The organism is Anaerolineales bacterium (assembly GCA_016928575.1).
GTDB lineage: Bacteria > Chloroflexota > Anaerolineae > Anaerolineales > RBG-16-64-43 > JAFGKK01.
In genome coordinates this window covers 166,288-190,500 of the sequence record JAFGKK010000057.1, presented here as the reverse complement: position 1 = coordinate 190,500, position 24,213 = coordinate 166,288, and the positions used below count along the sequence as shown (strand labels likewise).

The 24,213-nt window shown below is 61.5% G+C and carries 17 protein-coding genes and 1 tRNA gene; 4 read left to right on the top strand and 14 right to left on the bottom strand.

Features of this window, described 5'->3' with window-relative positions:
- Window positions 1-1,647: 1,647 nt before the first annotated feature.
- The 5 genes from JW929_07565 to JW929_07545 all read right to left on the bottom strand — a co-directional run bounded on the left by JW929_07565 (window position 1,648) and on the right by JW929_07545 (window position 8,003).
- Window positions 1,648-2,427 (bottom strand): triose-phosphate isomerase, encoded by a 780-nt coding sequence (locus tag JW929_07565; GenBank protein ID MBN1439248.1) that lies wholly within the window; start codon window positions 2,425-2,427, stop codon window positions 1,648-1,650.
- A complete protein-coding gene (locus JW929_07560; GenBank protein ID MBN1439247.1) occupies window positions 2,412-4,172 on the bottom strand; it encodes a serine/threonine protein kinase in 1,761 nt (586 codons plus the stop codon). The genes JW929_07565 and JW929_07560 overlap by 16 nt, the downstream gene beginning before the upstream one ends.
- A gap of 148 nt (window positions 4,173-4,320) precedes the next feature.
- Window positions 4,321-5,493: a phosphoglycerate kinase gene (locus JW929_07555; protein ID MBN1439246.1), complete on the bottom strand. Its 1,173-nt coding sequence runs from the start codon at window positions 5,491-5,493 to the stop codon at window positions 4,321-4,323.
- Window positions 5,494-5,521: 28 nt separating this feature from the next.
- The gene (gene gap / locus JW929_07550) at window positions 5,522-6,574 is read right to left on the bottom strand and encodes a type I glyceraldehyde-3-phosphate dehydrogenase (protein ID MBN1439245.1); all 1,053 of its coding nucleotides are present in this window, start codon (window positions 6,572-6,574) and stop codon (window positions 5,522-5,524) included.
- 121 nt (window positions 6,575-6,695) lie between these two features.
- Window positions 6,696-8,003, bottom strand: a complete 1,308-nt coding sequence (locus JW929_07545) for a YvcK family protein (GenBank protein ID MBN1439244.1) — start codon at window positions 8,001-8,003, stop codon at window positions 6,696-6,698.
- Between the two features lie 101 nt (window positions 8,004-8,104).
- Here JW929_07545 and JW929_07540 point away from each other — a divergent pair, with 101 nt between their 5' ends.
- Window positions 8,105-9,205, top strand: a complete 1,101-nt coding sequence (locus tag JW929_07540) for an ABC transporter ATP-binding protein (protein ID MBN1439243.1) — start codon at window positions 8,105-8,107, stop codon at window positions 9,203-9,205.
- A 79-nt stretch (window positions 9,206-9,284) separates the two neighbouring features.
- Window positions 9,285-10,496: a 2,3-bisphosphoglycerate-independent phosphoglycerate mutase gene (locus JW929_07535; GenBank protein ID MBN1439242.1), complete on the top strand. Its 1,212-nt coding sequence runs from the start codon at window positions 9,285-9,287 to the stop codon at window positions 10,494-10,496.
- 126 nt (window positions 10,497-10,622) lie between these two features.
- On the opposite strand, the gene JW929_07530 is transcribed toward JW929_07535, so the two are convergent.
- The 4 genes from JW929_07530 to JW929_07515 form a co-directional block, all read right to left on the bottom strand.
- Window positions 10,623-11,990 (bottom strand): ATP-binding protein, encoded by a 1,368-nt coding sequence (locus tag JW929_07530; protein MBN1439241.1) that lies wholly within the window; start codon window positions 11,988-11,990, stop codon window positions 10,623-10,625.
- Window positions 11,968-12,657 carry a DnaD domain protein gene (locus JW929_07525; GenBank protein MBN1439240.1) on the bottom strand — a complete coding sequence of 230 codons (690 nt, stop codon included), beginning with the start codon at window positions 12,655-12,657 and terminating at the stop codon, window positions 11,968-11,970. Before JW929_07525 ends, JW929_07530 begins: the two co-directional genes overlap by 23 nt.
- A complete protein-coding gene (dnaB, locus tag JW929_07520; protein ID MBN1439239.1) occupies window positions 12,654-14,111 on the bottom strand; it encodes a replicative DNA helicase in 1,458 nt (485 codons plus the stop codon). The genes JW929_07525 and dnaB overlap by 4 nt, the downstream gene beginning before the upstream one ends.
- Before the next feature lie 105 nt (window positions 14,112-14,216).
- On the bottom strand, window positions 14,217-14,750 hold the full coding sequence (locus tag JW929_07515; protein ID MBN1439238.1) for a bifunctional nuclease family protein: 534 nt from the start codon (window positions 14,748-14,750) through the stop codon (window positions 14,217-14,219).
- A 78-nt stretch (window positions 14,751-14,828) separates the two neighbouring features.
- On the opposite strand from JW929_07515, the gene JW929_07510 reads away from it, so the two are divergent.
- Window positions 14,829-16,712 (top strand): PD40 domain-containing protein, encoded by a 1,884-nt coding sequence (locus tag JW929_07510; GenBank protein MBN1439237.1) that lies wholly within the window; start codon window positions 14,829-14,831, stop codon window positions 16,710-16,712.
- A gap of 144 nt (window positions 16,713-16,856) precedes the next feature.
- The gene (locus tag JW929_07505; GenBank protein MBN1439236.1) at window positions 16,857-17,915 is read left to right on the top strand and encodes a M23 family metallopeptidase; all 1,059 of its coding nucleotides are present in this window, start codon (window positions 16,857-16,859) and stop codon (window positions 17,913-17,915) included.
- A 195-nt stretch (window positions 17,916-18,110) separates the two neighbouring features.
- Here the strand turns inward: JW929_07505 and JW929_07500 are convergent, their stop codons facing one another.
- From JW929_07500 to JW929_07480, 5 genes are all read right to left on the bottom strand, one after another.
- Window positions 18,111-19,739, bottom strand: a complete 1,629-nt coding sequence (locus JW929_07500) for an NAD(P)H-hydrate dehydratase (GenBank protein ID MBN1439235.1) — start codon at window positions 19,737-19,739, stop codon at window positions 18,111-18,113.
- A gap of 630 nt (window positions 19,740-20,369) precedes the next feature.
- Window positions 20,370-20,442 (bottom strand) — tRNA-Arg (locus JW929_07495).
- Between the two features lie 374 nt (window positions 20,443-20,816).
- Window positions 20,817-21,842, bottom strand: coding sequence for a hypothetical protein (locus tag JW929_07490; protein ID MBN1439234.1), 1,026 nt, complete (start codon window positions 21,840-21,842; stop codon window positions 20,817-20,819).
- Window positions 21,843-22,137: 295 nt separating this feature from the next.
- Window positions 22,138-22,587 carry a hypothetical protein gene (locus JW929_07485; protein ID MBN1439233.1) on the bottom strand — a complete coding sequence of 150 codons (450 nt, stop codon included), beginning with the start codon at window positions 22,585-22,587 and terminating at the stop codon, window positions 22,138-22,140.
- Window positions 22,569-24,158, bottom strand: a complete 1,590-nt coding sequence (locus JW929_07480) for a hypothetical protein (GenBank protein MBN1439232.1) — start codon at window positions 24,156-24,158, stop codon at window positions 22,569-22,571. Before JW929_07480 ends, JW929_07485 begins: the two co-directional genes overlap by 19 nt.
- Window positions 24,159-24,213 lie beyond the last annotated feature (55 nt).

The following is a 24,213-nucleotide window of genomic DNA, read 5'->3' as shown; positions in this document are numbered from 1 at the left end:
TACAATCTCGTCGCTGATGATGGAGGGTTGGTATGGGGCGGCCGGATTACACCGGAATCGGTGGCCGAATTGACCGGAATTTGCAGGATTAAAAAAATATTGGGGTTTTTATTATCCCATTAGTCTATTTCATTTGCCAGTGGCATCAGTCCCTTCTACGTTCACAACACAACAGGATTGAGAAGACTGCACCTCGAAGCCCCGCCCCGGCCTCCTGCGTTGCGAGCCCGTCCCTGAGGTCAGGCCAGGTTCAGGCCACATTTTTCTCTATTCAGGACAGGCTGCCGGGCGAGGCCGAGTGCGCACTCTTTCCGGTTCTGCTCGTGCGAATTTGAATTCCAATGGAGGAACATTCTCCTCGAGCTCCATCCCCCCAATTTCACCTCCCCCCTGTTAGTGTAGCATCCAAAAAGGCGACTATCCCTTTGGGATGGGGGGAGAAGAGCCTTTCCCTGAAATGACGTAATCCATAGGGAAGGGTAACCGAACCGTGTGCGTAAGGAAGCACTATTTTCCCCGGATCCTTTGAGGCGAACACCTCGGCTTTTTTCGTATTGTTTTTATCAAGAAAAAATCTCACTCCCACGTTAGAACCTTTTCAGGGTACTTACTGCCAAAGGCATTGGCTTTGGAAGCAGGTAAATCATCATAACAATTGGCAACGGCTTCATCAATGTAAATCCTGTAAGGTCGTATCTGCTCAGCCTCAGTAATACTTAAATGAAATCCTGCTCTTTTCCATCCTCACCCCTATCCCCTGGCCCCTTCCCCCTCTCCTGGCATAAGTCAGGAGAGGGGGAAGGGCTTGTGGGGTTGGGGGTGAGGAAAGGGCAGGGACGGGGGGCTGAGGAGATACGTAAGGTCTTTTTTTACCGGTTCCCGCACTCCGCATCACCCTTCCGGTTTCCTATTGATCTCCCTAGTCCCCCTCCCTACCAAGTTCACTTGGCTTCCTTCCTTTGGGATAATTGCCGAAAAAAAAAGGCGGATGGCGGAGGAGATAATGATTATTCTCGGATCATTTTCGAGAAATCCTTCGGCTCCAATTTCCGGGATTGTTTCCGCCCGGAATATTTTTACTCCCATAGCCTAACCCATTTAGCAGGGTGCTGAAAAAGACAGGAGCCGTCATGGCGAGTCCAGCCCCGACTTCTCCTTGGCTAAGCCTGGTCAACGAAGCCGCCCCGGCCCGCCTGTGAGGTCCGGGTCGGACGAAGCAATCTCCCTGCCTTTCAGTAGAATGAGATTGCTTCTCTTTCTCCGGTCCCTCCCATTTCGCGAGGACAAGCCTCAAGCACACTCTAAAAGGGTTTTTTAAGCACCCGGACAGGTAATTCCCTGCCGGAGGCGTTGGAGTTCTTGACCGAATCAACAAAGAGGATGCAATAAAAAAAGGACGTATCTGCTCAGCATGATGCAAGGATTGAAATAATAGTCGAAAAACCATCCAATTATTCCCCCTCACTCCATCCTTCTCCCAGCCCATCGTTTAAGCTGGAGGGCTTTCAACAAATGCATATCTACATACGCAGATGTAGGGCTGGGAGAAGGTGCCCGAAGGGCGGATGAGGGGGAGGCCGAGTAAATACAAAAGGACACGAAGATTGTCCGTTATATCTTCGTGTCCTTCAGGTTTTCTTGGTCGGTTTATTTAATTCTCTTTAATGCCGCTTTTACGACTTCCACGTATTCCGGTTTCAAACTCGCCCCGCCCACCAATCCGCCGTCGATCTCCGGTTCGGAAAGGAACTCGGCGATGTTGTCGGGCGTCACGCTGCCGCCGTAGAGGACCCGCACCGCCTGGGCGACGGCGTTCCCAAAGCGTTCGGTGAGTACCGAACGGATCGACCCGGCGATGACCTTGTTGGCGTCCGGTCCGTGCGCCGCGCGTCCGGTTCCGATCGCCCACACCGGTTCGTAGGCGACGATCGTCGTCCCGGCTTGGTCGGGAGTCAGGCCGTCAAAGGCCGCATTCATCTGCCGCCGGACGACCGCATCTGTTTGTCCGGCTTCGTTTTCGGCGAGGGTCTCTCCGACGCAGATAATCGGCATGAGTCCGGCCGCCAGCGCCGCCTTGACCTTCTTGGCCACCATCTCGTCGGTCTCGCCGAACAAGCCGCGCCGCTCGGAATGCCCGAGGATTACGTAGTTGCACCATTCTTTGACCATCGCCGCCGAAAGTTCTCCGGTGAAGGCGCCCTTCGGCTCCCAATGCATGTTCTGTGCGCCGAGCCCGATCCCGCTGCCCTTCAGCAGGTCCGCCAGCGCGGGGAGCGCGGCGGCCGGCGGGCAAATCACCCGTTCCACTCCGTCCGCTTCCTTGAGGCCCGGGAGAATCCGGCGCACGAATTCCGCCCCCTCCGCGGAGGTCTTGTTCATCTTCCAGTTCGCCGCCATGCACGGTCTGCGCTTCACTTCGGTTGCCATTTTTCGATCATCCTCTCTACTTCCGCCCTCAGCCAGGGCAGGATATTGGGGTCTTCCATCACTTCCCGCAACAGGTTGATTCCTTCCTCCGTTCTTCCGATCACGCAATAATGCTCGCCCAGGATCGCGCGCACGAAGGGCTTTTCTTGTCCCCGCGCGAGCTCCTGCCCGTGTTCGATGAACGCCGCTCCGCCTTCCGGATCCGGGGAGAAGATCGTCAGCCAGCGCCCCATCGCTCCCTGCGAGATCGCCCAGCGCGGGATCCGATCCACGAACCAGCGCACCAGCGGCTCGGCATCCAGGATTCCGGCGATGTGGAACAGGACCTCCTCCGCCGCAAGGCGCAGCGTGGGTTCGTCCGGATTCCAGTCCAATCCCTTTTGTAGATATTGAGCCGACATGATCCATTGCCCGCGGCCATTCAGTTGTTCGACGGCGAGAAGCATGATCCCGATCCTCTCGACCGGCAGTAACTGCAGTGCGGTGGCGAATTCCTTGTCGGCCGCCTGCTGATCCCCTTTAGCCAGATACTCCATTCCCTTCCGGAAGTGCGCCCAAGCCTCGGCCGAATCTTCCGGAACATCAAATTCCTCCGTGGAAAGCGATTCCGGCGGTTTTTTCCCTTCCGCAGGAATTCGCTCCGCCGGCGAAGGCGAAGTTCCCATTGCCCCGCCTGCCGCCAAGGCGGTTTGCGTGGCCTTCTGATTTTGCCTGTCGGAAACCGCTCCCAGCGTCAGGAATCCCGCGACGCAAAAACAGACGCAAGCCGAGGTTGCCATGGCTCCCAGCGCCCATTGGGGGATCCGTTTCCAAACCGGCGGTTTTTTGGGCGGTTTCGGCTTGGCCTTGGGCTCCGCGGAGGGTTCGGGCTGCGCCGCGCGTATGGTCGAGGGCGAAGCCTTGACCGGCGCCGGGGCGACGTCATGGATCGAATCGAGGAAGGCCTGGACCAGGGATTCCACGTCCGCGAACCGGTCCTTGCGGTCCTTGGCGAGCGCCTTTAGCAGAACCCGTTCGACTCCTTCGGGTACCTTTGGATTGATCGCCCGCGGCAGGGGCAACGGGGTAAAGATGTGATCGTGGATGATGGAAAAGGGGGTATCGGCGTTGAACGGCACCCGGCCGACCGCCAACTCGTACATTACCACGCCGAAGGAGTAGATGTCGGTCCCAGCGTCGAGGTTTTTCAGACCCTGCGCCTGCTCCGGCGAGATGTAGTGCGGCGTTCCGAGCAGCATATCCGAGGACAGGGTCGATTCGCCGGATTGGGCGATCCGGGCCAGCCCGAAATCGGCCAGGTAGATCCCGCCGTCGGGCGTCAGCAGCACGTTGGAGGGTTTGACGTCGCGGTGCAGGATACCTTTTCCATGGGCATAGGAAAGCGCCGCGCCCACGGCTTCGATCACCCGCACGGCTTCCCCGGCCGAGAGCGGACCGCGAATCAGCCGGGCTTTGAGAGTCTCGCCCTCTATGTACTTCATCACCAGATAGGGCTGGCCCTCGTATTCGGAGTAATCGTAAATCGGTACGATGTGGGGATGCTCGAGCTTGGCCACTACCCGCGCTTCGCGGGTGAATCGGGCTGTAAAGGAGGGATCCTCGCGGAAAGCCGCGTGCAGGACTTTGATCGCCACATAGCGGTCGAGTCCGGCATGATAGGCCCTGTAGACCGTCGCCATGCCTCCCTGGCCAAGCTGTTCCAAGATGCGGTAAGGGCCTACGTTCTGTCCGTTGGCGAAAGACATACCACCTCCCCCGGGAAGAAGGCGCTTGGGCCGTGGACCTGCGGCCCGTGGCGGACCGCAGTTCCCCGATCCGTAGAGGGCGCCAGACCCCGATCGGGGTCTTGCGCCCTCCATTCTACATTCTATTCCGTTTCCATGCCGGGAAGATTCATTGATCCTGCAGAATCATGATCCCGGGAAGGACTTTGCCCTCAAGGAATTCCAGGGACGCGCCGCCGCCGGTGGAGATGTGGCTGATCTTCTCGGCCAATCCGGCCTCGGTGATCGCGGCGACCGAATCGCCGCCGCCCACCACGGTGACCGCGCCGCAGGCGGCGACGGCCTGGGCCAGATCGCGGGTCCCCTTGGCGAAGCTGGGAAACTCGAACACGCCCATCGGCCCGTTCCAGACCACCTGTTTGGCGCCCTGGAGTGCGGCGGCGTATTTTTTCACCGTCGCCGGTCCGATGTCGAGGATCCGCCAGCCGTCCGGGACGGCGTTCGCGGCGACGGTCTTGGATTGGGCCGCGGCGTCGAACTTGTCCGCCGCCACGACGTCGTCCGGCAGGAGCAGTTTGTCGCCGGCGTCGGCCATGATCTTCTTCGCCGTTTCGAGGCTCCCGTCTTCGACGAGCGATGCGCCGACGTTCAGGCCCTGGGCTTTCAGGAAGGTGTTGGCCATCCCGCCGCCGATCAGCAGCCGCTCGCACTTCTTGAGCAGGTTGGTGATGACGCCGATTTTATCGCTGATCTTCGCTCCGCCCAAGATGACGACATAGGGATGTTCCGGATCGTTGGCCGCCTTGTCGAGGAATTCGATTTCCTTTTCCATCAGGAACCCGGCCACGCCCGGCAGGTAGTGCGCCACGCCTTCCGTCGAGGCATGCGCGCGGTGGGCGGATCCGAACGCGTCGTTGACGTAGATCTTGCCCAGCATGGCCAGCCGCTGGGCGAAGGCCGGATCGTTCTTCTCCTCTTCCGGATGGAAGCGGGTGTTCTCCAGGATCGCCACATCGCCCGGCTTCATCTCGGCCACGACCCCTTCGGCCGCCGATCCGACGCAGTCCGAGGCGAAGGCCACTTTCTTATTTAGCAATCCGCCCAGGTGCGCGGCCACCGGAGCCAGGGAAAACGCCGGATCCGGACCGCCCTTCGGCCTCCCGAGGTGCGAACACAGGATCACCATCGCCTGCTGGTCCAGCAGATATTGGATGGTCGGCAGCGCCGACCGGATCCGGGTATCCTCGCCCACCTTGCCGTTCTTAATCGGAACGTTGAAATCCACCCGCATCAACACCTGCCAGCCGTTGACGTTCACTTCGCGGACAGTCTTCTTCTTCAGCATGGATCCTCCACTCCGGAAAACCGGGTTAGAGCTTTTTGGCGATCATCACCGCCAGGTCGGCCGTGCGGCAGGAGTAACCCCATTCGTTGTCGTACCAGGCCACCACCTTGACCAGCGTGCCGCCGAGGACATTGCAGTATTGGAGATCGACGATCGAGGAGCGGTCGTCGCCGCGGAAATCGGTGGAGACCAGCGGATCCTGGGCTTTGCCGGAGGTGACCCCCAGGACGCCCTTCAGCGCGCCGTTCGATGCGTCCACGAAAGCCGCGGTCAGCTCTTCTTTGGTGGTGGCTTTCGAAACCGTGCAGCTGAAATCCACGACTGAAACGGTCGGGCTGGGAACGCGCAGGGAATAGCCGTCGAATTTCCCCTTTAATTCGGGAATGACGAGTGCCACGGCTTTGGCCGCCCCGGTGGTGGTGGGGATGATGTTGAGGCCGGCCGAGCGCGAGCGGCGCATTTCCTTCTTGTGCCCCTGGTCCAGGATCACTTGGTCATTGGTGTAGGAGTGGATCGTGCACATCGAGCCGTAGAGGATGGTGAACTTGTCGTGCACGACCTTGGCCGCGGGGGCCAGGCAGTTGGTGGTGCAGGAGGCGTTGGAAATGATGTGTTGCTTGGCTGGATCGTATTTCGAATCGTTGACGCCCAGCACGATGGTCAGGTCTTCGTTCTTGGCCGGCGCCGAAATAATGACCTTCTTGGCCCCGCCCGATTGAATGTGGACGTTGGCGCCGGCTTTGCCCTTTGCCGGATCCCCGATCGCATCGGTGAAAATGCCGGTGGATTCGATCACGATCTCGACTCCGAGGTCTTTCCACGGAAGTTTGGCCGGATCCTTTTCCGCGAGGACCTTGACCATGCGGCCGTTGACCGCCAGGTTTCCTTCCTTGACCTCGACGCTTCCGTCGAATTTTCCGTAAGTGGAATCGTACTTGAACAGATGGGCGTTGGTGTCGACGTCGAACAGATCGTTGACCGCCACCACCTCGAGGTCCTTCGGCGCGCGTTCCATGATCGCCTTAAGCACCTGCCGGCCGATGCGCCCGAACCCGTTGATGCCAACTTTTGTCGCCATAGCAATCCTCCTGAAGGGAAAGTGGGATGATGACCGTGTGCCAAATGCCGGCGCGGTTTTCCCGGGCCGGGAGAGTGACGTCTCCGCGGATCCTCCGCGGCGGGGGAATGCGGCCGAACCGTCAGATCGGAAAACGCGATTTGCGCTGCTCGAACAATTCCATCAGCGCGGCGGCCAGCTTCTGCGGATCGTGGCGCCCGGGCGCGGAGGAATCAGCCAGATCCTTTTCCACCACGACCACTCCGCTCTCGGGAAACGGCCTCCCCACCAACTCCGCTCCTTCGATCGGGGCGGCCGGAACCGCATTCACCAGGATTCCGTGGAACGGCTGGAAGCCCATGTGCCGTTCGATCGCCTCCAGATGATCCTTCACCGAAAACCCGTCAGTTTCCCCGGGCTGGGCGGCGACGTTGCAGACGTAGACCTTCAGCGCGCGGCTGGCGGCAATCGCCTCGCGGATTTCCCCGATCAGCAGGTTCGGGAGCACGCTGGTGAACAGGCTGCCCGGCCCCACCACGATCATGTCCGCGGAGAGAATCGCCTGCACCGCTTCCGGGTAGGCCCGCACGTCTTCCGGCTCCAGCCACACCCGCCAAACCGCCCCCTGGACCTGGGCCTGTCCGCTGACCCGCCGCAGGGCGTCGGAATCCGCGCCGATCAACTCTCCTTCCAACGTCACATTGCTCAACGTGGAAGGCACCACCTTGCCGCAGATCGAAAGCACCCGCCCGGATTCAAGCAGACTCCGTTCGAAGCTTCCGGTGACCCCCGCCAACGCCGTTACGAACAGGTTGCCGAAGGCGTGCCCGTGAATGCCGTCGCCTTCGGCGAACCGGTATTGGAAGAGCTGGGTCAGCAGCGACTCATCCTCGGCCAGCGCGGCCAAACAGTTGCGTAGATCCCCCGGCGGCGGGATGCCCAACGAGCGCCGCAAGCGGCCCGAGGATCCGCCGTCGTCGGCGACCGTGACCACCGCGGTGAGGTTCGAGGACCGGTGTTTCAATCCGCGCAACAGGTTGGAAAGCCCGTGTCCGCCGCCGACGGCGACGATCTGCGGCCCGCGTCCGCGCCTCCGGTAGCTGGCCAGGATTTCCGGAACGTTCCTGCCGGATTTCGCGAACGGAGCCAGCAGCGCGTAACTCAGCCTCCACAGGGAGAAGGCGATCAATCCGCCGCCAGCCAGCAGGAGCACTGCGATTCGGATGGGTCTTGGGATAAAACTGAGCGCCAGCGTGGAAAGGACCGTGGAATCAGGCCGGGAGCGGTACAGGTCGAGCATGAACACCGAAAAACCAAGCCCGACCAAAAGCGTCCCCGTCACCAGACCGATCAACCATCTCTTCACCCCCATGCCCGGCGTCAACCAGATTTTGCCCAAAGCCAACCAGGATTTCAGGCGGTCGGCCAGCCTTCCCGGTGATTTTCCCATGGGAATTTATCGTCCGGGGATCATAGCAGGAAAGGCAGGCACCGTCAATCCGGCTCGTATGATATACTTCACCCACTATATAAACCGGAAGGAGATGCCTCATGCCTGGCGTCACGTACGATCATGTCACTAAAAGGTTCGACCGTGTCGTTGCGCTCAACGACTTGAATCTCGAGATCAAGGACAAGGAATTCCTTGTCCTGGTCGGACCCTCGGGATGCGGGAAGACCACCGCCCTGCGCTGTCTGGCGGGTCTGGAAGAAGTCACCAGCGGAACGATCAAAATCGGCACGCGCGTGGTGAACGACATCGCCCCCAAGGACCGCGACATCGCCATGGTGTTCCAGTCCTACGCCCTCTATCCGCACATGACCGTGTACGACAACATGGCGTTCGGCCTGAAGCTGCGCCGCGTCCCCCGGCCTGAAATCGACCGGCGTGTGAAGGAAGCCGCCGAAGTCCTGGGCCTCACCGACATGCTCAAGCGCCAGCCGCGCCAGCTTTCCGGCGGCCAACGCCAGCGCGTCGCCCTCGGCCGTGCCATCGTCCGCGAGCCGCAGGTATTCCTCCTCGACGAACCGCTCTCCAACCTGGACGCCAAACTGCGGGTGCAAACCCGCGCCGACATCTCCAAACTCCACCAGCGCCTGCAGACCACCTTCGTCTACGTGACCCACGACCAGACCGAAGCTATGACCATGGCCACCCGCATCGCGGTCATGCGCGACGGAATCCTGCAGCAGCTGGATACGCCCCAGGTCCTCTACGACAAGCCGACCAACGTTTTCGTCGCCGGCTTCATCGGCTCGCCGTCGATGAACTTTTTCGACGCCAAAGTCACCCGCAGCGATTCCACCCTCTTCATCGACGCCGGCGCCTTCGCCGTGCCGATTCCGGCCGACAAGACCCAGCGCTACGCTTCGCGCGTTGGCAAGGAGATCGTCTTCGGCATCCGCCCCGAGCACATCCACGACCCGCAATTCGCTCCGCCCGGCATCGCCGTCGCCCGCGTCGAAAGCCGCGTGGACGTGACCGAGCCGATGGGCAACGAGGTCTTCCTTTACCTGGTCAGCGGCGAACACACCTTCATCGCCCGCGTCGACCCGCGCACCCGCGCCCGGATGGGAGACCGGCTTGAGGTCTCCTTCGACATGAGTCAGGTTCACGTATTCGATCGGGATACGCAGGTCGCGGTCCGGTAGTCGGTTCGCACATGCACCCGCCCTCCCGCGCCGGCTGTTTCGGCGCGGGATTTTTTTGCCCGTCGGATCGGAGGCATCGATGGCGGATTTCGAGTTGATTCGTTCTCTGGCGCAAGGCGCGAAAACAAAAATCGTTCTGTTGGTGCTGGACGGCTTGGGCGGGATACCCGCGGAAGCGGGCGGCCCGACCGAACTGGAAGCCGCCCAAAAGCCGAACCTGAATCGTCTGGCGGCGGAAGGCTGTCTGGGGCAGATGAATCCCGTCGGATACGGAATCACCCCCGGATCCGGCCCCGGGCACCTGAGCCTGTTCGGCTACGATCCGCTCAAGTTCGACATCGGCCGCGGCGTGCTGGAAGCGTTCGGCATCGGCGTCGACGTCGGCGCCGACGACGTCGCCGCCCGCGGGAATTTCTGCACCGTGGATTCCGACGGCCGGATCACCGACCGGCGCGCCGGCCGGATCCCGACCGAGTCGTCCTCCAAGCTGGTGGAAAAACTGGCCAAGATCCGCATCCCCGGAGTGGAGACGGAAGTTAAACCGGTCAAGGAGCACCGATTCGTAGTGGTGATGCGCGGGCCGGGCCTTTCCGCCTGCATGACCGAAACCGATCCGCAAAAAACCGGCGTCCCCCCGCTGCCGGTGAAGGCGACCGATCCCAAAGGCGAAAAGGCGGCCAAGGCCTTCAACGAGTGGATCGCCCAGGCCGGGAAGATCCTCGCCGGCGATCTTCCCGCCAACATGCTTACCCTGCGTGGTTTTTCCGGCGACCCGCGCCTTCCGCAATTTGCGGAGATCTATAAATTACGGCCGGCTTGCATCGCGGTGTATCCGATGTACCGCGGGGTGGCCAAGCTGGTAGGCATGCAGGGCATCGCTTTTGAAGGCGATGCCCCCGCGGACGAATTCCGCGCGCTCGCAAAGGTTTGGGACGACTTTGATTTCTTTTTCATTCACATCAAGGCCACCGATTCGCGCGGCGAAGACGGCGATTTTCCGGCGAAAGTGAAGGTTATCGAAAAGGTCGATGCAGCCCTGCCCGCGTTGCTGGAGCGCAAACCGGATGTCCTACTGGTCACCGGAGACCACTCCACACCTGCCAAGCTGAAGAGCCATTCCTGGCATCCGGTCCCCCTGCTCCTTTGGGCGCCGGAGACGGTCCGCCCCGATACCGAAACGGTTTTTGGGGAGCGGGTCTGCGCCCACGGCGGTTTGGGAACCTTCCCCACGATCGAACTGATGCCCCTTGCCCTGGCGCACGCCGGCAGGCTTGTGAAATTCGGGGCGTAATTCCCCGCCTTCGTTCCACGTCCGGGAATACGCCGCAGAGGCGCAGAAAGCGCGGAGAAACCCGGGGTTTCTCCGCGCTTTCTGCGCCTCTGCGGTTGTGTCTTTTCGTCGGCCGCCGGCCGCGCCCTACCTCCTGGCCTTGCGCGGCTTGCGCGCCGCGCCGCCCTCCAGCCGCCCGCCATGAAAGGATGGCGCATACATCTCAAGAATTGTGCACACGCGGTTATCCAGAAGGCGCATCCGGATGCTGGCATCGATCTCGTGGAGGTTGGACGTGGTGGTGATGACCGTCGCCAGTTCTGCGACATAGCGATGGTTCAGCAGCTGGAATAATTTCTCGCGCGCCCACGGCGTCGTATTCTGCGATCCCAGATCGTCCAGCACCAGCAAATGGGCCGTGCGGATGTCTTCGAAGGCCCGGTCGTAGGAAACCAAACTCGTTGGGTTGAAGGTCGAACGAAGGTGATCCAACAAATCCGGAACCACGACAAACAGCGCCGGAAATCCGTTCTGCTCACGTTCGTTTGCGATGGCGGCCGCCAAATGCGTTTTGCCGCAGCCGTGTTCGCCCATGAGCACCAGCCATCCCCTCGGATTCTTCGCCATCTGTTTCGCATATTCGACGGATTTTTTTAAGTTCTTCAGATCCTCCGGGTTGAGGCGTTCGGATTCGCGCAGGGAAAACGCGGCGAAGGTTTGCTTGGCATGCAGGGAAAGGGTGGACAATTCGGAGGAACCCATTTCCTCCACGGGTTGCCGGTAATCCGGCGCCAGGATCCGCACCCGGTTGACGCGTTCGCTGTCCGCCAACCGCGACCGGATTCTCCCTTCGATTTCCTCAAGCCGCAGGTTGGTCGTGATGACCGTCGGATTTTGGTTTACATAGCGATAATCCAAGAGTTGGAAAAGCTTCTCCTGGGCCCACGGGGTCGCGTTTTGCGTTCCGAAATCGTCGAGGATGAGCAGCGGCACCTGGCGGATTTCCTCGAAGCGACGCGAGAAGCGCTCGTCGCTGCCTTCAAAGGAGGCCCGCAGCCAGTCGAGCAGATCCGGGGCTGTGAGGAACATGGTGGGGATGCCGTGGTCCGCACTGAAGTTGGCGATGGCCGCGGCGAGATGAGTTTTTCCGCAGCCGAATCGGCCTTCCAAAAGAAGCCAGCCGTTGCGGGTCTGGGCGAAGGTATAGGCGAGGTTATAGGCTTGTTCCAAGGATTTTTGCGCGATCGGGCTGAGCGCCACCCGCCCGCGCGGCGAGAAGGATTCGAACGTCATATGCTTCAGCCGGTCCAGGTTGCTGAAGCGATACAGCCGCTCGCTGGCCTGCGACTGAAGGATCCCCTGCATGCAGACGCACGGCGACACCCGTCCAAACTCCGGGTCGCCGACCGGAACGTTCTTCCGCAGGTACCCGACTCCTCCGCAAATCGGGCAATTCGGCCTGCCGGCCCCGAGCGGGGACTCTCCGGGCAGATCAGTGTTCGATAAAATCCGCATACTCTCCCTCAGAATCCCTCTTCCGTTTTCCTTCAGCGTACGGTTTCCCTCGCCCTCGGCCTTCGGTTTTCCACCGCTCGAGGACCGCGGCGATGTATTTCCAGGACCGGGCGTTGCGCTCCACAGCGATCCGCATCGCTTCTTCGATCCAAGCCGCGGGGTATTCCTTTTCCGCGTCGCGCAGGATTTCCGCCGCCATCGGCGTGAGCATCCCGATGTTCTGTTCGTACAGGGTGAATACGTTGGGACGCTCGACCCAGGGGGCGTCGGAATGGGCGCGGTCCGGTGTCCACTTCCCGCCCGCCAGTCCATCGGCCGCCGCCTTTCCCCGCGGGCTGTTGAGAAAATAATATACCTCCCCGGGGTCGGCGGTTCTGACGGCGATCAGCGTACCGCGGATGACGGCGCGCTCCAGTGCGTCTTCCAGCGCCTGCGGCCCGGGGAGGCCGGGCGATTCCAGCGCCGCGAGCAGATCGGCGTCGCCCCGCAGATCGGGCAGGAATAAAAACCGGTGCGGCCCGTCCTGCCGGGACAGCATCCACATGGCCAACAAGGTGATTTTTAATTCCCCCAGGTGATCGATCATCGCTAGCAGGTCGGTGAAGAACGGAGCGGGGATCGGCGTCATCCGCACCGGACCTTCGGGAAATCCCGCAAACCCCTTCATCCCGAACGCTCCGGCGGCGGGGCGTCCTGAATCTGTTTCGGGAGGGCGGGATTCTCAAAGCGGGTCCGCGAAGGGAAGAAAATCAAGTCCACGCTTCCGGTCGGCCCATGGCGGTGTTTGGCGACAACGATCTCGGTGATCACTGCCTCGGTCCGCGGATTCGCGTTCCGGCGCCAGGAGGGAGAGGTGGGTGAATCCATCTCGGCGCCCCCGGGCTCGTCCGGCCGGTGGATGAACATCACAATGTCGGCATCTTGCTCTAGCGATCCGGATTCCCGTAAGTCGGAGAGTTGGGGGCGTTTGTTGGTGCGCTGTTCCACCGCCCGCGAAAGCTGGGCGGCGGCGACCACCGGCACGTTCAATTCGCGGGCCAGCGCTTTGACGTAGCGCGAAATGTAGGAGACTTCCTGAACCCGGTTCTCGGTCCGGAAATCGCTCCCCATCAATTGCAGGTAGTCGACCAAAACCAGGTCGAGGTTGTATTCCAGATGCAGCCGGCGGCACTTGCTGCGCAGCTGCAAGGGGGTGAGCGCCGGCGTGTCGTCGAGGAAAATCTTAACCTCGCTCAGGGTGGAAGCGGCGTGCGTGAATTGCGCCCATTCGTCTTCGCTGACCGTGCCCTGGCGGAATTTGTGCGAGTCGATCTTGGTTTCCTGGGACAACAGGCGCTGGATGAGCTGCTCGTTCGACATTTCCATCGAGAAGATGGCCACATGCTTCTTATGGGATTGGGCCACGTTCTTGGCGATGGACAGCAGCATCGCACTCTTCCCCAAGCCCGGCCGGCCGGCGACGATCAACAGGTCGGACCGCTGCATCCCCCCGAGCAATTGGTCCAATTGATGAAAACCGGTCGGAATGCCGAGGGATTCCTCGGGGTGTCGAGTCAGGTATTCCAAACGGTCGAAATAATCGCTGATCACCCGGTCGATCGGTTGGACATCCCGCATCAACCGGCGCTGGCTCACCTCGAAGACGGCTTTTTCCGCCTCGCCCATCACCTCGGCGACGGCCGCGCGGGCGTCGTGGGCATGGGCGGCGATCTGACTGGCGGCGGACAGCAGCCGGCGCCGCACGGACTGCTCCTCCACCATCCGGCCGTAGGCCTCGGCATGCAGCGAGGTGGGAACGTTGTTCATCAGCGCAGCCAGGTAGGCCGCCCCGCCCGCTTCCGCCAGCCGCCCTTGGCGTTCCAATTCCTCGGACACTGTCAGCGCGTCGATCGGCAGCTGGCGGTCGACCAGTTTCTGAAAGGCTTCCCAAACCCATCCGTTGCGGTGGATGTAAAAATCGCCGGGGGAGAGAAACGCGGCGACTTCATAGAAGGCTTCCGGATTGATCATCACCGCGCCCAGCAGGGCTTCTTCCGCCTCCCGGTTGTGCGGTTCGGCCGGGATACCGGAAGGGCTGGAGGTTGCGGGAAGATCCGCGTTGGAAGGAGAATAATCGCTCATGGGATGAAAAGGAAAATCAGGATCGTACGATCCGCACCCGGTCGGTCGGCGGATTCGCCCGGGCATCCGAACTATGCGGCCGCGGGATCCGGAACGCCGCCGGGCTCAGCCGGCCGGTTTTTCCTCCGGTGGTTTGTCGTTCCGGTCCAGCCGCTGGATGAAATCCTTAAACACGTCCAACCGCTTGTCTGAGGATCCCTCTTCCGGCGCCGCCCCGCGGCCCTGTTCGCGGATGTCGGCTTCCGGCTTCGCGGCGGCGCGCTCCATTACTTCCTCGGCGACGAAAATCGGCGCGTGGGCGCGGATGGCCACGGCGATCCCGTCCGACGGCCGCGAATCGATCTCGATCTGTTTCTCGCCGATGCGGACGATCAGGCGGGCGTAGAAGACGTCGTCCTGCAGGTCGTGGATCTCCAGCCGTTCCAGGCGGGCGCCCAGCCCTCCGAGGACGCTCTTTAGCAGATCGTGTGTCATCGGTCTGGCCGGCTCCACCTCTTGGAGGAACATCGCGATCGCTTCAGCTTCAAACTGTCCGATCCAGATCGGAAGAAACCGTTCACCCTCCGCCTCGCGCAGGATCACCACCCGGGTTTGGTTCACCAGGTTCACTTGAATCCTGTCCACGGTCACTTCGATCATCAACCCTCCGGAGCCGGGCGGACGTCTCGCTCGCTGGGATTTGTATTTTAACACAGTGTCCGGGGTTATAATGCGAACATGGATTGCCATTCCCGGCTTTCTCCGCGCGCGGCGGGATTCGCGATCGTGGCATTGCTTGCCGCCGGCTGCGCCGCCCCGATCGTCGTGACCCGCACCGTGCCCTACGCTTCCGGGACCCCATGGGCCACGTCGACCTGCAAAAAAATCCTCTGCACCCCGGAAAGCGGCGAGACGCCCACCTGCGATCCGTGCGGAGGATCCGGCACCCTCCCCCCCGCCGGAAGCGGCCGCTCGCCGACCCCGACCGAATTCGCCGGGATGGAATTCACCCCGCCGTCCCTGCTTTCGGAGCAAGGAATGCTGGCTTTTTCGCTTCGGACAAAGGAATATTCCCATCTTTGGCTGTGGCCGATGGGCTTGCCCAATCCGATCCGCATTACCGCCAGCGACGCCAACGACCGTGATCCGGCCTTCCGGCCCGACGGCCGAGCGCTGGCCTTCGCTTCGCAAAAGGACGGGTTCTGGGACCTGTACGTTCTGGATATGGAATCCGGGACGATTCAGCGCCTGACGAATTCCCCGGAATACGAAGCCCATCCGGCATGGTCTCCGGATTCCCGCCAAGTGGCCTTTGAACGCTGCATCAACGGCCGTCTGCGCATCAGCATCCTCCGCGTCGAGGATCGGGCGCTGATGTGGCCCGGTCCGGACGGTATGGAGTCTTTCGAACCGACGTGGTCCGCCCAGGCGCGGACCATCGCCTTCACCGGACGCACCGAGGGCTTCACCGACATCTACCTGCTGAATCTGGACACCCAGCAGATCCTCAATCTGACCAACACGCCGGACCTTGACGAACGGCATCCGGCGTTCTCTCCGGACGGAATCGACCTCGCCTATTCGGCGGTGGAAAACGGCTATTCATGGATCTACCGGATCTCCACGGCGGCGGCGGTCAGCACTCCGCTCCTGGTCGGCCAAGGCGAGCGTCCCGAATGGAGTCCGGACGGTAAATGGCTGGCGGGGGTTTTCCATCCGGTGCTGGAGGAATCGTATCTGCTGTTTTCCCCCTCCAATCAGCAGGTGCTCTCCCCTTCCGCCTTGCGGCTTGCAGGGAGGATCGGAAAGGTGGCCTGGTCCGCGGCCGCGTTGTCGAACCCGCTCCCGGCTTGGCTATCCGCCCTTTCCGGGAATGTCCCCGAGCCCGCCGCAACAAAACCGCCCGCCGGCACCCCGCTCTCGGCCCAGCTTGTGGATTTGGATGTCAACGCTCCGGATCCCCGACTAAGCTCAGCCGTCGTCCAGCGTTTTCAAGCCCTGCGCGCAGCCGTCAAGGAACAGTCCGGATGGGACTTTCTCGGCACGCTGGACAACGCGGTGATCGACATCAATACCCCCATGCCGCCCAAGCAATCCCTTTCCTGGCTGCGGACGGGCCGGGCTTTTGCCGTATCGCGCGCCGCCGTCTCCAAAGGCTGGCTGGTGGTGCTGCCCGATCCGATCGGCGCCTCCGATTACTGGCGGCTGTACATCCGCGCCGCCGTGCAGAACGGAACCCTGGGCGAGCCGTTGCGCGATCTGCCGTGGGATTTCGACGCCCGCACTTCGGGAACCCCCTCGGCGTTTAACAACGGCGGTCAGTACTATCCGGAGGTTCCCGTCGGCTATTTCGTCGATTTCTCCCAGCTGGCCGCTGAGTTTGGATTCCACCGACTCCCTTCCGATCCGGAGTGGAGGACGTATTACTTCGGCATATTGTATTGGGAATTCGTCTGCGACGACGGGCTGGACTGGTTTTCCGCTATGGGCGAATTGTATTCGCCGTATTCCTTTCTCACCCCGACCCCCATCGATACGCCAACCTATACCCCCACGTATTATTGGGGACCGGCCCCCACCAAAACCCGCACCCGGACTCCCACCCCCAGCCGAACCCCTTGAATGGCATGAGTTTTGCAACCCCATTACACAAGTAATGAAACCGCGTTTCCCACGGAAAATCTTGTATGATGAACCTGGGGAAGGGATCACCCACAACCGCAAACCGGATACCGGACCGGGGACCGCGCGCAGGCGGATTGGACAATGGATTCTTTTAACTCGGACAAGCAAATGACCTCGCCGACCGGAGGGATCCGAAGCCTCCTCCTTCCCGGCGCGACGGCGTTGATTCTGGCCGTGCTGGTCTGGCCGGTTTTTCCGGTGCTGGCCGGCGGCGGATGGGTTTCACTCGCCACTTCCACGGTCGACATGTTCTACGGAGTGGCATCCACTCCCCCGGCCTTGGATCCCACGTCCGTGCTTGAGTATCCGCCCTCCACTTCGGAACGGCCGGCTCCCTACAAAGCCCCTTTGCAGCTCCGCGCCGAGGATCATTTTTGGTTCGACCGTCCAATCCCGTCCACGTACGTGAATTGGATCGACACCGATTACCGCTACGCCAGCGACCTGAACGACTTGTTCGAGCCGCATAACGGCGTGGATTTTCCGGCCAAAGCCAAGACTCCGGTCATCGCCTCCGCAGACGGAATTGTAAATTGGGTGGGGGTCGGCCTCTTCGGCCATTTCCCGAACATCAACGACCCGTACGGCATGGCGGTCACGATCCGGCACGATTTCGGATACCTCGGCCAGGACGTTTTCACCGCCTATGCGCACCTCTCGCAGGTGGACGTTTCCCCCGGGCAGCGGGTTAAAGCCGGCGACCAACTTGGTCTGGTCGGCGCCACGGGCAATACCACCGGCCCGCACCTGCACTTCGAAGTGCGCATCGGCGAAGATTCTTTCTATTGCTCGAGAAATCCAGAGCTATGGCTGGTGCCGCCGATCGGGTATGGGGTTCTGGCCGGCCGGATCGAAACCACCGACTCCTGGCCGCTGATCGAGTATCCGTTCATCCTGCGGCGGCAAGGCACGTACAAGGAATGGAAGCTGTTGACCTACGTGGGGAACGTGGCCCATCCGGACGACATCTATCAGGAGAATTTCGTGGTCGGCGACTTGCCGGCGGGCACCTACGTGATCGACGCCTGGGTTTGGTGGAGGCACTATTATTTCGAAGTGGATATCGCCCCCGGTCAAACGACTTTCGTCGTCATTCATTCCGGATTGGACCCGTTGATCAACCCGCCGTTGATAGGGTAGGAAAAGGGGCGGTATTCCCGCCGTTTTTTGACGATCTTGCGGGATGATTAATTCCCCGCGCCTATCCTGAGCGCCTGTCCCGAGTAAAGCGAGGGAAAGCGGGGGAATCGGGCAGCCTGCCCCCACAATGAGGGCAGGCTGCGCAGTTGTTGGGGGTTGCACACCGTGGCGCCGTGCGGCTTGCCACGCGGTTGTTCATTCGGCATGGCGCAATTCGGCGATGGATCGGGAGAGGTACAAAGCCGCGTCGCCTGCCATTACGGAATCCGACGCCCCGGCCTGTTCGGCCGCCAGTTCCCCCGCCCGGCCGTGCAAATAAGCGCCGAGCACCGCCGCCTGCCAGCGTTCCCTCCCCTGGGCTACCAATCCTCCGACCACGCCGGCCAGCACATCCCCCGTCCCGGCCTTGGCCAGGGCCGGTGTTGCGAACGGTTCGACCGCACACCGGCCGTCCGGAGCAGCCGCCACGGTGAACGCCCCCTTCAGAACGACCACCGCGTTCCACGCCTTCGCAAACCGCAATGCGATTTCCGTCCGGTCGCGTTGGATCGCTTCCACCGCCAGTCCGGTCAGGGCCGCCATTTCCCCGGGGTGCGGGGTCAGGATGGATCCCGGCGGAAGCATTTTCCACCATTCCGGAATCGTGGAAAGAACACGCAGGGCGTCGGCGTCCACAATCCACGGCGGACGGCGCACTTCGTCGCCGCCCACCGTTTTTTCCACGGCGCCGAACCCGATGTGCGCCTTTTTCCCCTGCCCCCGGCAAAGCATTTCCTTCAGGAACGCCGCCGTCTGTTTTTCCCTTCCCATCCCGGGTCCGAGGACCAAGGCCTCTGCCGCGGCGGCCTCAGGCAACAGGACTTCCGCCGCTCCCGCCGTGATGACTCCCATATCATCCGGCAGGACGATCCATGTCGCTTCAGGGACGATGGAAACTGCGGCCGGATGCACGGGAACGGGAACCGCCAGGGTGACCAATCCGGCGCCGGTGCGGTAAGCTCCTAAGCCTGCCAGGGCCGGGGCTCCGGGATAGTTGGCCGACCCTCCGACGATGATAACCCGCCCATATGTTCCCTTATGCGAATTTCGCGGACGCGGCGTCAGCCATCCGCCCACCAGACCGGAATCCGCCAATAGCGGTCCCGGCTCCTTGAAGATCTCCAAATCTCCGGGCAAACCGATATCAGCGACCACCAACCGGCCGAGTGATTCCGCCGCCGGAAAGGCTACTAACCCCGGTTTGGCGGCACCCAGGGTGACGGTGAGGTCGGCCGCGATGGCTTGCGGGGCGGTTTCCCCCGAATCGCAATCCACGCCCGAGGGGCAATCGACAGCGGTGATGAAAGGCCTGCGTCGTCTTTGTGCCAGGGCGGCGCCGACGGTTTCCATGAAGCGGAGGATCGGCGGCCTTAGCGGAAGCCGGAACCCGGTCCCCAGAACGGCGTCGATGAGAACATCCGCCTGCTTCACGGATTCCGCCAAAGCCGGATATCCGGCTTCCCTTGCGCACTCTTCCACGGAACAGCCCGCCGCCTGCGCCGCTTTGCGGCGCGGGTCGCCGCTCCGGCGCTCCACGGCGAGGAAAGTCCGCACGGCGGCTCCGGCTTGCGCGAAATGAACGGCAGCCACCAGACCGTCCCCGCCGTTGTTTCCTCCGCCGCAAAGGACCACCACCCGTTTGCCGGACGCCGGCCCGGATTGGCGGACCGTCCAATTGAAGACGGCTTCGCCGGCTCGGTCCATCATCCGATCATAACTTACCCCTTTGCGGTCAGCTTCGGATTCCAGCGCGCGCATCTGTTCGACGTTGACAATGTGGGCCACGTGCCCTCCTTCTCGCGGACGATCCGGATCGAATTATACGACCCTCTGCCGGTAGGTTCTCTTCGGTCTCCATCCGCCGCCGGCCGCCGAGCAATTCAATGAACCGCCGCATGGACCCGGTCTTTTCGCTTCCGCTTTCTAAAAGATCCCTTGTAACCGGTTTGAGGAATGTAATCAAGATGCAATGCTGGGGGGCGGGCATCCGAAGGACCGCCGTAATAGCCGGAATAGCCGGAATAGCCGGAATCGCGCGGCTGTGCGTGACGGTGGGTTGTGGATTTATTACGTGTTAATGGAAATCCGCACCAAGCGGGGATATAGTACGTTTACAAGCCGCCGACCGCCGGCATATGACGTCGAGAGTCAAACAATTCCAGCGGATCGGAGGGGTCTTTGGCAGAGCGGGAGCAAAGCTCACCGCCCCAGCCCCTAAAATGGACAACCGTGAACTCCGCACGCCGCCTCCGGGCGGCGGCTTGATTTTTATGACAAGGCGTTGCGCCGAACGGCGCCGATGCCGGTAAACTTCTTCATTCGGCCGGCGGGCTCCTGGCGCTCCTGACGGGAATCGCTTGCCCCGGCCGACCCTGCGATCCACCCTTCCGGGATCAAAGCGGAGATTAAATCGAGCGCCCCTGGCGGGATTCGAACCCACAACCACCGGATTAGAAGTCCGATGCTCTATCCGTTGAGCTACAGGGGCTTGGACAATATTCTAACAAATTCAGCGGAAGAATTCTCCCATCACCGGTATTGATCGAACTTCAGGATGTGATCGCTGATTACGTCGTTCCGTAATGCCTTGTTTTACGAAATGGATTTTTTCCTATGGATGATTGCCTCTTTTCCAGTGGTTTTTTCAACGCTGGGCTTTAGCCCCGTGGGGGAAGGGTTTCCAGCTATCTTGGAATGCTCCAAGCAACCATAAACCGCCGGTCAGGCCGAGCATCCGCAATCGCCGGGTGGCCATTCCGATGCCCCGTCTTTCGCCTTTTTAAGACGCCGGAGGTTTCGGATTACGTCTGCCGAGCCGTTTCCATGCGCAGGCCCTTGAGTCTTCCTTCGCGGGCCTCCGCTTTATGCGAAAGTCCACAAACTAAGTCTGTCCCCTTTAATGAAATCCACCGCCGTGAGGAATTTGCCGTCCCGGCTGAGATACGGCAAGGCCAGCAGCTTGGGTATGGAGTCAACGGTCCAGGACCGGCCGCCGTCGGTAGTACGGTAAACGGCCATTTGCGATTTGCCTCCGCCCGACAGGCTTGCCGCCACCAGTCCGTGATCCGGATCGGTGAACCGGACAGCGGCCACCCGCAACGGCGCATTAACCATGGAAATCATCGACTGCCCTTCCGACAAGACCAGTTCTTGACTGGTCCACGATGCTCCGGCATCGGCGGTTTGATATAAAAAGCCCTGAAAATCGAGCAGGCAGCCGTTTTCCCGGTCCAGGCAATTCATCGCCGCGATATTCGGCAAATTCTCCGGCAGGGAGAGTGGAACCCAATGCTCACCCCCGTCGGAGGTGGCAGCCAGCTGGGGATGGCTGGAAGCCACCCAACCCGTTTGCGCATCTACAAAACTAATATGGCAAGCCCAACCCGCCCCCCGGTTCGACGCTCCCGCGAAATGCAGCGGACCTTCGCCGTCCAACGGGCTTGTGTTGACCCAGGTCAGTCCGCCGTCGGTACTCACACTGACGGCATGCTTCCATCCGGTCGGAGTCGTGTGGCCGATGCCTTCCCCGGAAGGCGTCCCGCGCCCGCAATTCCACAGGATGTCGCGGTCTACGATATCCACGCCGAAACGGCAATAATCGTCTTCGGTGGTTCCGACGGTCAGCGTCTTTCCGCCGTCGGCGGTGACCCGGATGTCGCTTGTATTCCAAACCTTGTTTTCGGTCAACAACAATACGCCGAAATCTGCATCGTGGAAAGCGGCGAATTTCATGCCCTTGGGAGCGGTGAACTCGCGCACCTTGTTCCACCGCGGCGCGATTGTGGGGGTGCGGGAGGGTTTCGGAGCGGCGGTTTCGGCGGGGGTTGGGGTTTGCGTTATCGCCGGCCTGCACCCCGCCATGCCGCCCGCCGCCAGCGCGAGTTTCAAGAACGTTCTTCGAGTCAAACCCCGTGGATACGGGTTGCGGCAAGCCTGGCCGCATCCCTCGTCCCGCCCGCAGGCACCGCTGCAGGCAGAAGGTTCACTGCAATCTCCGCAATCCCCTGGATCGAACGAGTTTATTCTCTTCATTATTATCATCTTTCCCGTTCTGTTCCGGTGCGTCAAGCGAATTTTGCGAATCGAAGGCCAACCGTGCGGCCTTTACTCATAAAATCGACGCGGACGGATCGGCGCCGCAATAGCCGCATCTACGCGCTGAACAATGCGGGCGGTTGCCTGCCTATCCGTCCGCCGGCCGGAGCCCCTTGTACACGCGGGCTCCGGACAGGGTTCGCAGAATGGTATTCGCCGGGCGTCCGATTTTTTCCGATATTTCGGATACGGTCAACGGCGTGTTCCCATTGGCCAGGAACACGCGGAAGACGGCGTCGACCAACGTGGTCTTCGGGGAGATGTACTCCGGCTGAAGGCTGCAGTGCGTGATCAAAGCGTGCTGGATGCCGTCGATCGAACGCACCTCCGCCGTATGCGGATCGACCCAGTCGATCCGGGAGCCGTCGGCGACGGATTCCAGGGCGCTGCGGTGCTCGGGGCAAAGGTGGCTGAGCAGATAAACCCGCCACTCGCGTTCGTTGCGCCGCCACCAATTGAGGTCGATGTGGAACCGGGTGGAAAGGCTTGGCTTGATCAGGCGTCCAGCGCCGGATTCGCTTAGCGGGTCTCGGTCCATTTGACCTCGTCGAACCGGTAATACAAATCCCCCATGTGGGAATAATACGTCCGCTGCATCAATTCCGCAAACACCGGCAGGGGCGGAAGCCGGCGCACGACATTGACCGCGTTGTAAAGCGTGCGCGCATGGACCGTGCTTTGGGGATTCAACTTTGCCAGTTCGCGAAAAACGTCGGCGATCAGCGATTCCAAGGGCGTTTTCTGCTCGTTCATCCGCAGCCAGAGTTCGTCCACGGCTTGCAGGTCGTCGACGGCGATCACCGCCAATTCGTCATACTCGACGGAAACCGCCTGCTTCTGCATGGTGAAGGTCAGCCGGTGGTTGGGCGAGGCGGTGGCGGTGCGGATCCATTCCCGCGCCGGTCGGCGGGTCGCCGGATCCAATACAACCTCGCCGGGTTGATCCCCCCTGCGGATACGAAGCAACCCGCCGGGGAGCAACCCCTTTTTCGGATACCAATCCGCCAATCCGAACACGAAGCGGAACGGCGTCACCACCCATCCGGGAAACCGTTCCCCGGATTCGGAGTCCACAAAATCGAACCGGATCCGGGTGGCTTGGTGGGCTTGGGGGAACACCGATGCCAGCTTTGGGTTAAGCGGCAGGGTACCAACCCGCCAATGCGGGAAGGTGAGGGTCAGCGAGACTTCTTCGACCTCTCCGGCCGGGCCCGCCGCCGGACTCCACTCATCCTCCAGATCGGCCGCCAGTGCCTGCATCTGTTCGGGGAGTTTGCCGGACGCAGGAGTCTCCGGCGCATAGGCCAGGCGCCGCGGCGGAAAGGTGACTTCCGGCGGTTCCAACCGGCGCAGGAACCAAGCCATCTCGCCGGCGGGGCCGACTTCCTCAAAGCGCTCATCCCGGTACAGCGCGTGCTCCAGGGAAAAGGCGGTCAGGCGCGGATCCACGCTGCTCGGCAGTTCGAGGTGCTCCAACAGCGCACTCGTCGGCAGTGGTCCGCCCCCGGCGACGTCGAGCACCGCCTCCGCCAGGTTCAGGTGGCCGTGAGAGATCTCCACCAGCAGCGAGCGGGGAAACCAGCGGTCGGCGATTTTGGCGATGTCCGCCGTTTCCGTCAGGCGGGCTTCGATCAGCGGCAGGATGACGGTTTCGTGTTCCCGGAGAATTTCTTCGGGCGATTGTTCGCTTCCCCCCATTAGGATTTCCAGCGGGATGGCGTTGAGTTCGTGGTTTTCCAGCCGGGATGCGAATTCGCGCTCTTCGCCGTCCACGTTCACGCGGATGACTTCGAAGGCGCCGGCTTCCGGGTTTTCCCCCGGCCGGATGGACACGACCGTCCCGCGGGAAAAACCCAAGAGGGGAAAAACCAACTGCTGGCCCGCTCGGTACGCGAGGCGGGGAAGGTAGATCACATCCTCCGGACTCAATCGGGCGCGGCGTTTGGCGTCGTTTTGTAGCCTCTCACGGATGACGGCGACGGCCAAGCGCTCCGATTCCATTGGAGCGCCTTCTTCCAGAAGGAGATTATTGACAAACTCGACGTCGGTTTCGGTGAGTGTGAAGGCTTCGCCCCACGGTTGCGAGGGGGCTGCTAGTTTCGATTCCACAAGTTCCTCAGATGCGGCGGATTTCGACCCGCAGACTCGGCCGCGGGCATGGCGA

Excerpts from the sequence above, each read along its gene's own strand:
- JW929_07565 (MBN1439248.1), bottom strand. The coding sequence starts at position 2,427 with ATGGCAACCGAAGTGAAGCGCAGACCGTGCATGGCGGCGAACTGGAAG.
- gap (MBN1439245.1), bottom strand. The coding sequence starts at position 6,574 with ATGGCGACAAAAGTTGGCATCAACGGGTTCGGGCGCATCGGCCGGCAG.
- JW929_07560 (MBN1439247.1), bottom strand. The coding sequence starts at position 4,172 with ATGTCTTTCGCCAACGGACAGAACGTAGGCCCTTACCGCATCTTGGAA.
- JW929_07540 (MBN1439243.1), top strand. The coding sequence starts at position 8,105 with ATGCCTGGCGTCACGTACGATCATGTCACTAAAAGGTTCGACCGTGTC.
- JW929_07505 (MBN1439236.1), top strand. The coding sequence starts at position 16,857 with ATGGATTCTTTTAACTCGGACAAGCAAATGACCTCGCCGACCGGAGGG.
- JW929_07545 (MBN1439244.1), bottom strand. The coding sequence starts at position 8,003 with ATGGGAAAATCACCGGGAAGGCTGGCCGACCGCCTGAAATCCTGGTTG.
- JW929_07530 (MBN1439241.1), bottom strand. The coding sequence starts at position 11,990 with ATGCGGATTTTATCGAACACTGATCTGCCCGGAGAGTCCCCGCTCGGG.
- JW929_07515 (MBN1439238.1), bottom strand. The coding sequence starts at position 14,750 with ATGATCGAAGTGACCGTGGACAGGATTCAAGTGAACCTGGTGAACCAA.
- dnaB (MBN1439239.1), bottom strand. The coding sequence starts at position 14,111 with ATGAGCGATTATTCTCCTTCCAACGCGGATCTTCCCGCAACCTCCAGC.
- JW929_07510 (MBN1439237.1), top strand. The coding sequence starts at position 14,829 with ATGGATTGCCATTCCCGGCTTTCTCCGCGCGCGGCGGGATTCGCGATC.
- JW929_07535 (MBN1439242.1), top strand. The coding sequence starts at position 9,285 with ATGGCGGATTTCGAGTTGATTCGTTCTCTGGCGCAAGGCGCGAAAACA.
- JW929_07525 (MBN1439240.1), bottom strand. The coding sequence starts at position 12,657 with ATGAAGGGGTTTGCGGGATTTCCCGAAGGTCCGGTGCGGATGACGCCG.
- JW929_07485 (MBN1439233.1), bottom strand. The coding sequence starts at position 22,587 with ATGGACCGAGACCCGCTAAGCGAATCCGGCGCTGGACGCCTGATCAAG.